The sequence below is a fragment of the Parashewanella sp. 2304DJ23-3 genome (assembly GCF_056591695.1).
Genome location: NZ_JBWQOH010000005.1, coordinates 43,252 through 57,855, shown reverse-complemented (window position 1 = coordinate 57,855; position 14,604 = coordinate 43,252). Strand labels below are relative to the sequence as shown.

Here is a 14,604-nt window from a genome sequence, read left to right as displayed (position 1 = left end):
TTTTGTTGAGTTTACCACCACTGCGAGTAAAAACGGAGCGAATGTGACACGAGCAAAGTTTGCATTGATTAAGCAACACATCGTAAAAAAAATTGAAATGGGCGAGTGGGAAGAAGGCACAAAGCTGCCATCAGAAAACCAACTTTCTCAGGATTTTAATTGCAGTCGAATGACAGCAAGGCGTGCGTTATCTGAATTAACGGATGCAGGAATACTAGAACGCAGTCAGGGGATCGGAACTTTCGTGGCAGGTTTGAAATCGCAATCTTCAATGTTGGCCATTAATAATATTGCAGATGAAATCAAATCACGAGGTCATGGCTATCAAGCACGACAATTACAATTAAGAACGGCCATTGCAGATGCAGAGATTTCAGCCGCATTGGGGATACAAATTAATAAACCCGTCTATTATTCTGAAGTCGTTCATTACGAGCAGGGCGTGCCACTCCAATTAGAGATCCGCTATGTAAATCCGACTTTAGTACCTGAATACTTAGCTCAGGATTTTAATCAACAAACACCTCATGAGTACCTTTCAGCTGTTGCACCACTTGCTCAAGCTCATCATAAAATTCAAGCGATATTACCCACAATTGAGCAAGTACAAAAATTAGAATTAAAGACAATGGAAGCGTGTTTGGTGATATTAAGACGAACTTGGTCAAGCCAAGGTGCAGTCAGTTTCGCAAAATTAATTCACCCTGGTAATCGCTTTTACTTAGGTGGTCACCTGACTTTTTAAAGATGTGAATATTCACTAACTAATGTTTTATATTCGAAATAAAAATAATAAAACCAGAAAATAAATTGATAAGTAAATACTAACTTACGTGATTAAAAGAGGTACCCGACATGGACAAAAGACATGACAGTAGCCGTAAAATTATGGCACCGCATGGGACAACATTAAGTTGTAAAAGCTGGTTAACCGAGGCGCCAATGCGGATGTTAATGAATAACTTACATCCAGATGTTGCTGAACGACCAGAAGACTTAGTGGTGTATGGCGGCATTGGTCGAGCAGCACGTGACTGGGAAAGTTATGACAAAATCATTGAAACATTACAACGTCTTGAAGACGACCAAACACTTTTAGTGCAATCGGGAAAACCCGTTGGTGTTTTTCAAACTCATGCAGATGCACCACGAGTGCTGATTGCAAACTCAAATTTAGTACCACACTGGGCAAATTGGGAACATTTTAATGAGTTAGATAAACAAGGGTTGGCGATGTATGGCCAGATGACCGCAGGCTCTTGGATTTACATCGGCACTCAAGGCATCGTACAAGGCACTTATGAAACCTTTGTATCAGTTGCCAAAAAACACTTTGATGGCGAAGCAAAAGGACGCTGGATCTTAACCGGCGGCTTAGGTGGAATGGGGGGGGCGCAATCACTGGCTGGCACCATGGCTGGGTTTTCTGTGTTGGTGTGTGAAGTTGATGAGACTCGAATCGATTTCCGATTACGAACTCGCTATGTTGATAAAAAAGCCAAAACATTAGATGAAGCACTCGACATCATGAATACCGCCAATGCAGAAGGCAAACCTGTTTCGGTAGGTCTGCTGGCTAATGCTGCTGATGTATTTGCAGAGCTTGTTGAACGAGATATAACGCCTGATGTGGTCACCGATCAAACTTCAGCACACGACCCTCTAAACGGATATTTGCCACAAGGTTGGACATTAGAACAAGCCAAAGATGAACGTTTAAAAGATGAAGCCGCTGTGGTTAAAGCGGCGAAAGCGTCGATGGCGGTGCAAGTGAAAGCCATGCTTGACTTACAAGCTCGTGGCGCAGCAACACTGGATTATGGCAACAACATTCGTCAAATGGCGTTTGAAGTCGGCGTAGAAAATGCGTTTGATTTTCCTGGCTTTGTACCGGCTTATATTCGTCCACTTTTCTGTGAGGGGATTGGACCATTCCGCTGGGCTGCATTATCGGGTGATCCTGAAGATATTTATAAAACGGATGCCAAAGTAAAAGAGTTAATTCCTGATAATCCACACTTACACAATTGGTTGGATATGGCACGTGAACGCATTGCGTTTCAAGGCTTACCGGCGCGAATTTGCTGGGTAGGGTTAAAAGATCGTGCACGATTAGCGTTAGCCTTTAATGAAATGGTAAAAACTGGGGAGTTGTCTGCACCAGTAGTGATTGGTCGTGATCATTTAGACTCTGGTTCTGTCGCAAGCCCGAACCGAGAAACAGAATCGATGATGGACGGCTCGGATGCGGTTTCAGATTGGCCACTATTGAACGCATTGCTGAACACCGCCAGTGGTGCAACTTGGGTTTCACTGCATCACGGTGGTGGTGTGGGTATGGGCTTTAGCCAACATTCAGGGGTAGTGATAGTGTGTGACGGTACTGATGCTGCGGCGAAACGAGTGGGTCGAGTACTATGGAATGACCCAGCGACGGGCGTGATGCGCCATGCGGATGCTGGTTATGATATTGCTAAGAATTGTGCAAATGAGCAAGGGCTGGATTTACCAATGGTCAACAGTACACAAAAAAATAATAATGGCGAAGGAGTGTAAGCCGTGGAGCAATTACTATTACAACCGGGTCAAGTAACGCTTGAACAAATGCGATTTGCGAGTCGTAACCCGATTAAGCTTGAGTTGTCCAAAGAAGCAGTTGCTGGCATCAATCGCAGTGCAGAAATGGTACAAACGGTTTTGGATGAAGGCAGAACCGTTTATGGTATCAATACTGGCTTTGGTTTATTAGCCAACACAAAAATTGCTGCTGAAGACTTAGAGTTATTGCAACGTTCTATTGTTTTGTCTCATGCTGCTGGCGCAGGTCGTTTTATGGATGATAAGACGGTGCGCTTAATGATGCTGTTAAAAATTAACTCGTTGAGTCGTGGTTACTCTGGCATCCGTTTGCAAGTCATTGAATTTTTAATCGCAATGTTAAACGCTGAAATGTATCCATGCGTGCGAGAAAAAGGCTCAGTAGGAGCATCGGGTGATTTAGCGCCACTGGCGCACATGTGTTTACCGATTATTGGCGAAGGCGAAGTTCGTTATAAAGGCAAAGTTATGCCAACAGCAGCAGGCTTGAAATTAGTAGGTATTAAACCGCTTGACCTTGCCGCAAAAGAAGGTTTAGCGTTACTAAACGGCACTCAAGCCTCAACGGCGTTAGCGTTAGAAGGGCTGTTCAACGCCGAAGATCTCCACACGCAAGCGACCGTTATTGGTGCAATGAGTGTCGAAGCTGCGATGGGCAGCCGCAGTCCATTTGATGCACGAATTCATGAAGTTCGCGGTCAACAAGGACAAATTGACAGTGCAGCCATGTTCCGTAGTTTACTTGGCAATACTTCTGAGATTTCTGAAAGCCATAAAAATTGCGAAAAGGTACAAGATCCCTATTCATTACGATGCCAACCACAAGTGTTAGGTGCATGTTTAACACAAATTCGCAATTCAGCTGAAACACTCAGAACAGAAGCCAACGGTGTTACTGATAACCCACTGGTCTTCTTTGATAATGGTGACATTATCTCTGGTGGCAACTTCCATGCTGAGCCAGTAGCGATGGCAGCCGATAACTTAGCGATTGCGATTGCTGAAATTGGCTCATTGTCTGAGCGAAGAATGGCACTGCTGATTGATTCTAGTCTATCAAAACTGCCACCGTTTTTAGTGGATAATGGCGGCGTAAACTCAGGGTTTATGATTGCTCAAGTCACATCAGCGGCATTAGCTTCTGAAAATAAAACCTTTGCGCACCCGGCATCAGTAGACAGTTTACCTACGTCAGCAAACCAAGAAGATCATGTATCAATGGCTACGTTCGCAGCACGCCGTTTGCGTGATATGTCTGAGAACACACGAGGTATTTTAGCGATTGAATGGTTAGCGGCTGCACAAGGTTTAGATTTCAGAGCACCACTTGAGCCAAGTGAATTGGTTGCCCAAGCTAAAATTAGCTTACGTGAAAAGGTATCGCACTATGATCGTGACCGTTATTTTGGGCCGGATATTGAAATGGCAACAGAGCTTTTAGAGACTGAGAGTTTAGTTCATCTTATTTAATGATAAAAAATAAGTGGGTAGCAAAATGTTGCCCACTGTAATCGTCTCGATAAGTTCCATTATTCAAGAGTGTCCGGTTTATCTGAGCAAATATCTCTAAATCGCATTAAGTGTTTAACTCGAAACTAAATACCTTTCACAGTCCTCGATAAATGTTGTTAAATTCTCTAATAGGGATCAAACATAGTGAATGAATGTGCGATATTTAATCATTGAAATCAAAGTCGATTGAACTGTTTCATGACTAAGTCAGTCGAATAAGTAACGTTAATTGGCGACCTAAAACAAATTAGGAGAAACGATGAAAAAGATAATGAATCATAAAACATGGCGCAGTGTATTTGCACTGGTGCTTGTCTCTAATGTCTTCTTAATGGCTGAAGCGCAAGCCGCTGAACTTCAGAAGCCACATATTGAAGTAACGGGCATCAGTCAGATAGAAGTGAAACCAGATATTGCCAAAATTTCGATGACAGTGAGTTTAGTTAAGCCAACAGCTATTGAAGCAAAAAGTGCCGCAGACATGGCGGTATCAAGTCTAATCAAGCAGCTAAAAAAGTTCGGTGTAAATAAAAGTGATATCTCAAGTGCAAATTTAAGCCTGAATACAGAATACCGCTATCCTCCAAAGCAAGAGCGTCAGCTTGTGGGCTTTAAAGCATCGAGGGACATTATGGTATCAATTCCAAATTTAAACGATGTAAGCAAAATACTGGATGTAGCAATAAAGTCTGGGGCAAATCAAGTCAATAACGTAAGCTTTAGTGTTGAAAATAAAAGTAAATATTTAGAAAAAGTGAGAGCTTTAGCGGTAAAAGATGCGCAAGCGAAGGCTAAGGCATTGGCAGAAGGGTTTGATACCAAGATTGCAAGAGTGTGGGAGATTCGATATCAAAACTCACAACCGAGTAATAGCCCTGCATTTAAAGAGAGAATGATGTTCAGCAGTGCCACTACAGCTGATAATGGCTATCAAAATTCAAAAATCACCTTTAGTGATAGAGTACAAGTGGTGTTTCTACTAAAATAATCCTTTATTTGGTTTTGGAGTGTTTACGTTGTTTCCTTATCAATGGGTGTTGTTTGATGCCGATGAAACCTTGTTTCATTTTGATGCATACGCTGGATTAAAGCATTTGTTTAAGCAACATGATGTGACGTTTACAGAAACGGATTATCAACACTATCAGCAGGTAAATCATGGATTATGGCTTCAATATCAAGCGGGTGACATAACAGCACAACAGGTACAATTGACTCGCTTTAATGACTGGGCTGGCAGGCTGGATGTTGAAGCAAGTCTACTTAATGCTGGCTTTTTAGATGCGATGGCTTTCGTGAGTCAGCCTATCGAAGGTGTGCTTGGAGTATTGGAAACATTATCCCCAAAAACAAACATTGGCATTGTAACCAACGGATTTACTGCGTTACAAAAAAAACGCTTGGCCAATACTGGCGTTGATCAATTTATTGATTTACTCGTTATATCTGAAGAAGTGGGTGCTGCCAAACCTGAGAGTAGGATTTTTGAATATGCGCTTGAGAAAATGGGTAATCCTGCACCGAATAAAGTGCTCATGGTTGGCGATAACCTCGATACTGATATTCTAGGTGGAAATCAAATGGGTTTTGATACTTGCTGGTTTAATCCAAATTCTATAAATATTGAATCAAGTATAAAACCCAAATTTCAGCTTAGGGGATTTACTGACTTTTTAGCGATATTTGACTAAAAGATCATTCATGAACCGCATGTAGTTCATTGAGTAAGCTTTTAGCTTCACGTTGAAAAGCCACTTGTTTTATGTTGTATTCTTTAGCTTGCTCGTTGGTAGCATCCAGCCGATTTATGTGGAGCTCTCCTTTACCGCTATAATCCCTTTCAAGATATCTGGTCTGTCGGTAATAATGCCATCGACACCCCAATCAATCAGTTGACTCACTTTTTGATAGTTGAAATCGGTGTGTTCTTGCTCAGTCCATCCCCAAGGTATCACTTTTAACCCTAAAGCATGGGCATGATCGATCTGTTGTTTCGTGACACAGAGTTCGTAAGGCTCCCAGAAGCTACCACCCATTTTCTTAACCATTTCAGGGTAATCGTAGTCATAGTTTTTGGCTAATAGCGGTGAAGTCCATATTTGTCCATTGCCAATTTCTGCTTCCATCCCTCTATTAACGGGATCATAATCCGGCTCAGTTAAATATCCGGTTTTTATCCCTGGAATGAGCAGTTGAATATCAACAAGCGCTTGCCATTCAAAAGCTTGAACTTCTACTCGATTTTGGATGTGAGTTTGTCTAATAACCATGGCTAATGCTTTAGCCATCACTTGGGGTTTTACTGATAAGTTAGGTTGAGTTGGGTCGGTTTTCATCTCAATTTGAAAACGAACGGGGTAAGTTTCTGTCTGCTTGACAAATCGTATGACCTGCTCAAGTGTCGGAATGCGCACACCTGACATCGCAATATGATGTGGGTACATTTGATGAAAGTTAGAATGTAAATTAATGCGTCCGACTTGTAGCTGTTTGAGCTCTTCGAGGGCCAAATCCTTAATGGGCGTCTCTTTAGTTAGCCATTTTCCGTCTGAAGTTTGAGTGATTTGTGGATTTATAGTGAGATCATGAGTAACGACTAAAGTCCCTTCTTTTGACATGTTAACGTCCATATCAATCACATCTACGCCCAGTTTCAGTGCTGCCGCATAGGCTGGGAGGGTATTCTCAGGTGCGATAGCGCGAAACCCTCTGTGGGCATAGATTTCTACAGTATGATGAGGTTGAGCCATACAGCTTTCTGAGACCAGACTAAGAAGTAAAAAACAAAATAAACTGCATGCACTACTTGCTTTCATCATAAATTCAAATCAATTCAATTTTGAAAACAATATGGGATTATGACGCATTTGAATAATGAATATTTGTTAACGGTAAAAACGAAAGTGAATATGATAGAAGTATGATGTTGACAAACCAAATTAATAGGATACAAGCCAGTCTTAACGTTGTTTAATAGCTTGTATCCCAGAGCGTTATGGTAAGCTTAGTGCTCTGATTTATCTAACAATTCAGCTAAACCAACCAAGGCTGCGAAAAAAACTGCACCTACAGGCCAAATAACCCATGTGATGTCCCAATCCATTGTCCAGAAACTCCAACCAAGGAATATTGCTGTAAGAAGTGGCCAATAAAAAGCGGCAAGTTTTTCAGCTCGCTGAGTTCGTTTGCTTTTTGGGGATTTCCTTCCGCCTTCAGTCAAAATGTGATTGTATGCATCAAATTTTGCGGAAGAGGGAGCAACGATACTGACACCAATTGCTATCATGCCAAGTAACACAATTAACATGAGTAAAGTTAGCTGTGAGTCGCCGAGAAGAATACTGACTAACAATAGGGGCGTTGAACTGATAATAAAAAAGAACACACCCAATACCGTTCTAAAATTATGAGTCGGACGATACTGATGGAGCTTTTCTTTAATCGCACTATGTACGCCATAAGCTAATTCAAACTTTTGGTTATCGATGACTTCTAAGTCGTCATCATACTGATTTGTTTTGACAAAAAAGCTGATGCTCAAAGCAACAATTAATAATACACTGACAATCCCCATTGCTGGAGCTACATCGTCCGTAATGCCAAGTTTATGAGTTTCAGCCATTGCTAAGAAAAAGAACAAGGGAATTGCTGAGCAAATGCAAAACACAGCACCTTTAGTATTTAACACTGATACTGCTAACTTACTTTCAACATATGTCAGCGCTTGTTCTAAGGTGATCTGAGTTGTGTCGGAGGACGGATTGTCAGTTTTTACTTCAAAAGATTCATTGTTATCTTTCAGAAGAAAGTCTGTAGTTACACTAAAGATCTCTGCCAAAGAGAGGATTTTATTCAAGTCTGGAATACTGTGTGCACTTTCCCATTTTGAAACGGACTGTCTTGAAACATCCATTTTATGAGCCAATTCTTCTTGAGACCAACCCAGTTGCTTTCTTAATCGTACAATTTTTTCCGCCAGTATCATGGTGTTCATTCCTTTATCCATAATTGAGAGGAAAGCATAGATAAACAGTCAGTTGCAAACTATCTATTGATGTTGGAACTTTGTCAACTGGTGGTTGCAATCGGTATAAATATCACTGATTTTCCACTATATAGCTTAAATTACTGCGAGATGAATGGCATAAACAGTAAAATTGAAAGATATAATTGGCAGCATTAAAGCTGGTCGTTTTGAGTGACGTTAAGGTTATTTTTGAAACGATGAACGCATTCTTTAACGGAAAATTAAAACGGCTTCATAGATATTGCTCTTAGGCCGATATTAGATAAAGTGCTCTTAAAGTGATTTCTGAGAGTGTACATTATGGCTAATGCAATTGACGATTCCGTAGTTGGATTCAGCCCCAAGTCATATGAGATTGCGGGGAAAAAAGATTCATATGAATTAAAAGAGGTTGTGTTGGTTGGAGATAAAGAATACACACAAAACCCGAATTCAGAAGCCAGCCCTAACACCTTAAAAGAAAGCCACTTTCATAACGATGATCCCTCAATGTTGGAAGCAAATAAATTTTCTTTACAACCAATGAACGTAAAAGTAGTAGAAGATAAAGAACAACTCACAACCAGTTTTAGAGAGAAATGTAATCAAATCGAACTCAAGGAAGAAGAGGTTGATTTAATTTATCGACAAGTAACACATGTTTTTGATGAACGATATAAACCTGAAACTAGTACGATTAAACTGTTAGAAAAAGATAGAGAAATAGGTCAGTTTGATAATGCTCAAGAGCTGCGATGCTCACTTAAAGAGCATAAAGAATACCTCGCTCTAGCTCAGTCAGAAGTGCAACTCTATCAGCAAAAAATGATAACCCTAGGGGTGACTAAAGAATCTGATGAGTTTTTAATCAAGACACCTATCCAATTATCAAAGCAACAACTTGAAATGTGTGAAGTGATGCTTGATATGATGACACTGAATGCCTCTGAAGCATTTGAACACCTCGAAACAAAATATTATAGTCAACTTTCGAGCATGTGATTATTAAAATAGTATTTTGGCCGCTTAACTCAAAGCCCACTATAACCCTGTTGATCGAATAAAGTGATTTGTTGCATGTGCTTGTTGTTCATCACTCAACAGTGAAAAGTACTGTATTGGATCCCCTAACTCTAATTCTAATAACAGTAATTGTTGTGTTTGTTCACAGCGGATCATATCAATACGAAACTTATGCGCCTTTTCTCCTGTTAACGTTAATATACTTTCAAGTACTTTAGTTACTGCAGTAAGATCATGTTTAGAAGGTGTCACTAACTGTGATGTACCACCATGAATTTGATGAGTTCGATGATCCATCATCGACGGTTTTTTTAACACCGTATGAGAAACTTTATTGTCGTAGATAATAAAACTGTATTCACCTTCAGCTTTTATATTCGGCATGAATTTTTGGATGATGATTTCCGGTTTTATAGCAGTGAGTAATGGATTGAATTCAGATGACATCAGGTCTACACAATAGTTATATTCACCAAATGTTCCATATGCTGGCTTTACTACGACCGTATTACCTAAACTATATTGATCAGCAATTTGCTGTAGCATTTTTTGATTGGTGACAGATGTATTCAAAAAATAAGTCGGAATGATCGGAACTCCACGAGAGGATAATAAGGTTAAATATTTCTTCTTATTGGTATAAAGCTTTAGTGTTTCTAAACCATTAAACAGTTTAACGCCCAATGCATTGACTTTGTCACACCACAATCTAAATTGAGGGTAACTATCGGGATGACCGACTTCTCCAATATAAATAGCTTTAAACTCATGCCAATTAATGTCGGCATCTGCATTCCAGTTGACTTCTTCTAACTGCACCCCTTTCTCGATTAGGCTATGTTTTAAAAGAGATATTTCTTTCTGCCAAGCTGTAGATTGAGAACTAAATACTGACGAATTGCCAATTATTGCAACCTTATTCATCATTTGCCCTTAATTACCAATATATTCTTAGAATGTATTTGCTTTAGTACCAGATACCTATATCAAAAAGTTGAAAAAAATTAGATCAAACCAGTCTTACCTACACTTTAAAAAGATTGGCTATTTCTCAATAAAATAACCAATCACATTATTACAGCTAGGTATGATGTTACTCCTTGTACACCCAACGATATAACGTTGGTAATACGAGTAAAGTTAACGCTGTCGAACTGAATAAGCCTCCGATTATCACAACCGCTAACGGCTTTTGAATTTCACTGCCAATACCATTGGATAATAATATTGGGATCAATCCAAGCCCTGACGTTAATGCTGTCATGAGTACTGGACGTAAACGGCCAACGGTTCCCTCATAAACGGCTTCACTCAAAGACTCACCAACCGCTCTTCGCTGGTTAATGGCATCGACCAATACTACGCCATTAAGTACCGCTACACCAAAGAGGGTAATAAATCCAATTGAACTGGGTACAGATAAGTAAGTACCCGTAAAGTAAAGCGCCATAACCCCACCGATAAGCGCTAAAGGTACATTGGCCATCACTAATAGCACTTGTTTTACGCTGCCAAATGAGAAAAACAACAGCATAGCAATTAATACGATTGATACGGGCACCACAAGCATCAGTTTTTGCTGAGCTCGCTGTTGATTTTCATATTGACCACCAACAATGACGGTATATCCAGCGGGTAGGTTTGCTTTCGGTACCGTTGCGTAAATATCATTTACAACCGAGCCCATATCTCTGCCAGAAACATTAGCCTGTACAACTACTCGGCGCTGAACATCATCACGACGAATATTCGGTGGTGCCATCTCAACATTCACATCAGCGACTTCGCCTAAACGTACGGTTGCACCGCTAACACCAATCAAAATCAGATTACGAATCGCATCTGGGCTAGAGCGAAAACGTTTTGCCAAGCGAACATTAATGTCATACCTTGCGTTACCGTCAATCACTTGCCCAGCACTTACGCCACCAATACCTTGGCTAACGAGAGACATTACCTCATCAACACTAATACCGTAACGTGCTAATTTGGCTCGATTAGGGCGAACCACTAATTGTGCTTCACCACTTACTTGTTCCAGTGACACATCAACAGCACCGGGAATTTTAGAGACTAACTGACTTAATTCCTCACCTTTTTTTGAAAGCACGTTCAAATTAGGGCCAAACAATTTAATCGCAAGTTGCGCCTTTACACCTGAAAGTAGCTCATCAACTCGTGTCGCAATTGGCTGAGAGAAGGTAAACAATAAGCCAGGGAAAGCACTTAATTTCTTTTCCATTAACCGCTGTAATTCAAGGCGGTTATGGGCGCTTGTCCACTGCTCTATTGGTTTGAGCCCGATGTATATTTCAATATTACTCACTGGCTCTGGGTCGCCTCCCAATTCTGGAGCACCGATTCGGCTCAGAGCATAATTAACTTCAGGAAAAGTTAAGAGCAACTTCTCAAGTTTTGGCGCTAAATCAACGGAAGATTGGAGGCTAGCGGTAGGCGCTAAGGTCACTCGTAAGTTAATCGTACCTTCTTCAAGCTCAGGCACGAACTCAGTCCCTAGCTTAGGTAACAAACTCATACTAATAACAAAGCCAGCTACTGCTAACAGCATAATTGTTTTCGGTTTATGCATTACCCAAGCGAGTATTTTTCGGTACAAGATGTCAATTGGTTTTAGCACCAATGATTGCTTTAATGTCACCTTTGATTTAAACAAATATACCGCTAATGCAGGCACCACAAACAAAGCAACCAATAAAGCCGAAACCATAGCTAATATAATGCTCACAGCCATTGGTTGAAACAGCTTACCCTCAACACCTTCTAAAGCGAACAGAGGTGCAAAGACAACTATGATAATCGCTGTAGCAAAGAAAATTGGCGAACACACTTCTTTTGCGGCTATCAAGACTTGTTTGGTCGTTTGCCATTTTGAACGGTTTTCTGCTTCAGTTGCTTCGCTATTAGTTTGCGTTAAGTGTTTAAAAATGTTTTCAACCATCACCACTGAACCATCGACTAACATTCCGATGGCAACTGCAAGCCCACCTAATGACATCAAATTGGCAGATAACCCATAATAAGACATCACCATTAATGCGAGACCAATGGATACAGGGATCGACAGTAACACCAGCAGGGTTGCCCTAATATTGACCAGAAACAGCGCCAAAATCACTACAATAAAAACAAACGCAAGCAGCAGTGCATCTTTTACCGTTGTGACGGCCTTTTCAACGAGATCGGATTGATCATAAAAAGGTTTAAAGCTCACTCCCTTTGGAAGCGCTTGCTTTATCAGTGGAATACGTGCATTGATGTCATCAATGGTTGCTTTGGTATTGGCCCCCAGTCGTTTAAGCACAACACCGGCGACGACTTCGCCCATGTTTCTCGCATTACCTTGCTCATCTCTTTGAGTCATGGTGACAGCACCTACTCGAATTTCGCTGCCATAGGTAACCTTGCCAATATCAGATACTTTTACAGGTGTCCCTTTATGTTCAATCAAGGGAATTTGCGCAATGGCATCTAACCCCGCTTTTCCTGCGGGAAGAAAGCCATAACCTCGGACGACAAGTTGCTCTTGTCCTTGTGGCATAAACCAACCGCCAGCATTACGGTTATTATTTTCAAGAGCTTGAGTCACTTGCGATAAGTTCACACCGTAGGCACGCAGTTTGTTTGGGTCAACTTGTACTTGATATTGTCTAACTTCACCACCAAAGGATAAAACGTCAGTTACACCGCCCACAGGCATCAAGATCAACTTAATCAAATAATCATTGAGGCTTCTGAGTTCTGCTGCTGAAATACCAGAGCTAGGATCAGCCCTTAAAATGTATTGATAAATTTGCCCTAAGCCAGAGGTATTCGGACCAATTTCTGGTGTACCTACACCATCAGGAATCGCTTCTTTTGCCGCTTGCAACTGTTCAAACACTTGCTGGCGAGCAAAATAGATATCAGTACCTTCTTTGAATACGACGGTAACAATGGATAACCCAGTACGTGATAATGAACGTACTTCGGTTACTGCTGGCAGCGCATACATGGCAGATTCAACCGGATAGGAGATCAGCTTTTCTACTTCTTCTGCAGCCAGTCCTTCGGCTTCAGTGTTGACGGTTACTTGGACATTGGTGACATCAGGAAACGCATCTAAGTTGAGTTTAGGCAACATAGCAACACTGCCACCAACAGCAAACAACAACATCAAAACAATCAACAGTCGCTTCTCAATAGCGACTTCAATTAACTTCTGTAGCATAATTGATTCCTCGCCATTTAGTGATTGTGAATATCAAAACCAGACTTGGCTTTTTCAGAGGCAAGGAAAAAAGCACCTTCTAATACAACATCTACATTTTCTGACATCAAATGCTTAAACTCAGGGCTAACGACTCGGTTAAGACCACCTTGTCGCTCAACAACATCAACTTCAACTGATTTAAACCCGTCTGAGTCTTTAAAAAATAATTGCCAGTCACCATCAGTGCTTCGTGTCAGTGCTGAATCAGGCACAACAATGCCTTGTTCAACTTTATCTCCAGCCGAGAAAAACAGTTCTACAAATTCACCCGCATGCAGTTTATGGGATGGGTTATTGATGCTAAAGAGTACTTTTTCGGTACGCGTTTCGTTATCTAATTCATGAGAACGGCCAATCAACTTAGCTGCTAGCAGCGTATTACCTATTTTTACGACGGCTTTCCGTTCAGTCGTTAAATCTTTCGCTTGTTGGGGCGTTAATTCAGCTTCTACCCATAAACTCGATTCATCGGTAAGCTGCATTAATGGCGTGCCAGCTGGGTTAATTTGTCCAACTCGACTGGTGTCTTGTTGAACTCGTCCATTAAGTGGAGAAAGTAACTCAAAACTGCCCACCATTTCAGGTGAACGCTTTAGAGTTGTGATTTGGGATTCGGTCATACTGATTGAACGTAAAATCGCTTTTTTAAGCTGCGCATCAATAAGCGTTTGTTGACGTTGACTATCACTAACTGCACTTTTACTTAAACGTTTTACACGGTCCCACTCTTTGGCAGCATTGATGTATTCAGCTTGAGCTTGAGCCACATCCTTACCACCTAATTCAAGCAGTATTTGACCTTTTTTTACTTCTTGTCCAGGAACAATATGTCTTTTTAGTACAAGCACATCCAGCTGTGGATCAATTACAGCAGTTAGGTTTCGATTGACCGATAATGTTGCCGTTGCAACGTGTTGTACATCAAGGTTATCTAAGCTGAGGATTGAACTGGTAATGGGAGTTAACTTAATATCTGCAAGCAATATTTGTTCATCAGATAACTTGATAGCGTCTTCATGACTTTCCTCCCCTTCATGGGGTTGCGCTTGTACTTCCTTTGTATCATGAGCATGGCCGTCACCAGCATAACTGATTTTTCCCATTCCTAAACTAAGCAAAATACTAAGCGTGAGAATCGATTTTTTATAAATTGAATGTCTTAACATGGTATAGCCTCACGTCACGGCATAGCCGA

Annotated in this window: 11 protein-coding genes; 6 read left to right on the top strand and 5 right to left on the bottom strand. The window is 40.9% G+C overall.

From position 1 onward, the window contains the following. Positions 1–43: 43 nt before the first annotated feature. From hutC to yjjG, 5 genes are all read left to right on the top strand, one after another. Positions 44–745, top strand: a complete 702-nt coding sequence (hutC, locus tag AC1EU2_RS11620; protein ID WP_480298442.1) for a histidine utilization repressor — start codon at positions 44–46, stop codon at positions 743–745. Positions 746–855: 110 nt separating this feature from the next. After that, on the top strand, positions 856–2,556 hold the full coding sequence (hutU, locus tag AC1EU2_RS11615) for a urocanate hydratase (protein WP_480298441.1): 1,701 nt from the start codon (positions 856–858) through the stop codon (positions 2,554–2,556). A 3-nt stretch (positions 2,557–2,559) separates the two neighbouring features. Next, on the top strand, positions 2,560–4,068 hold the full coding sequence (gene hutH / locus AC1EU2_RS11610; protein ID WP_480298440.1) for a histidine ammonia-lyase: 1,509 nt from the start codon (positions 2,560–2,562) through the stop codon (positions 4,066–4,068). A gap of 301 nt (positions 4,069–4,369) precedes the next feature. Further along, complete coding sequence (locus tag AC1EU2_RS11605) at positions 4,370–5,098, top strand: SIMPL domain-containing protein (protein ID WP_480298439.1); 729 nt, start codon at positions 4,370–4,372, stop codon at positions 5,096–5,098. A gap of 19 nt (positions 5,099–5,117) precedes the next feature. After that, positions 5,118–5,801, top strand: coding sequence for a pyrimidine 5'-nucleotidase (gene yjjG, locus AC1EU2_RS11600; RefSeq protein ID WP_480298438.1), 684 nt, complete (start codon positions 5,118–5,120; stop codon positions 5,799–5,801). A 114-nt stretch (positions 5,802–5,915) separates the two neighbouring features. On the opposite strand, the gene AC1EU2_RS11595 is transcribed toward yjjG, so the two are convergent. Beyond that, complete coding sequence (locus tag AC1EU2_RS11595) at positions 5,916–6,860, bottom strand: glycerophosphodiester phosphodiesterase (RefSeq protein ID WP_480298437.1); 945 nt, start codon at positions 6,858–6,860, stop codon at positions 5,916–5,918. Positions 6,861–7,114: 254 nt separating this feature from the next. Then, positions 7,115–8,104 carry a helix-turn-helix domain-containing protein gene (locus tag AC1EU2_RS11590; protein WP_480298436.1) on the bottom strand — a complete coding sequence of 330 codons (990 nt, stop codon included), beginning with the start codon at positions 8,102–8,104 and terminating at the stop codon, positions 7,115–7,117. A gap of 333 nt (positions 8,105–8,437) precedes the next feature. Here AC1EU2_RS11590 and AC1EU2_RS11585 point away from each other — a divergent pair, with 333 nt between their 5' ends. Continuing rightward, positions 8,438–9,118: a hypothetical protein gene (locus AC1EU2_RS11585; protein ID WP_480298435.1), complete on the top strand. Its 681-nt coding sequence runs from the start codon at positions 8,438–8,440 to the stop codon at positions 9,116–9,118. A gap of 39 nt (positions 9,119–9,157) precedes the next feature. On the opposite strand, the gene AC1EU2_RS11580 is transcribed toward AC1EU2_RS11585, so the two are convergent. The 3 genes from AC1EU2_RS11580 to AC1EU2_RS11570 form a co-directional block, all read right to left on the bottom strand. Further along, positions 9,158–10,063 carry an ATP-grasp domain-containing protein gene (locus AC1EU2_RS11580; protein WP_480298434.1) on the bottom strand — a complete coding sequence of 302 codons (906 nt, stop codon included), beginning with the start codon at positions 10,061–10,063 and terminating at the stop codon, positions 9,158–9,160. A gap of 169 nt (positions 10,064–10,232) precedes the next feature. Beyond that, on the bottom strand, positions 10,233–13,367 hold the full coding sequence (locus tag AC1EU2_RS11575) for an efflux RND transporter permease subunit (RefSeq protein WP_480298433.1): 3,135 nt from the start codon (positions 13,365–13,367) through the stop codon (positions 10,233–10,235). Positions 13,368–13,384: 17 nt separating this feature from the next. Next, positions 13,385–14,575 carry an efflux RND transporter periplasmic adaptor subunit gene (locus AC1EU2_RS11570; protein ID WP_480298432.1) on the bottom strand — a complete coding sequence of 397 codons (1,191 nt, stop codon included), beginning with the start codon at positions 14,573–14,575 and terminating at the stop codon, positions 13,385–13,387. Between the last annotated feature and the right edge of the window lie 29 nt (positions 14,576–14,604).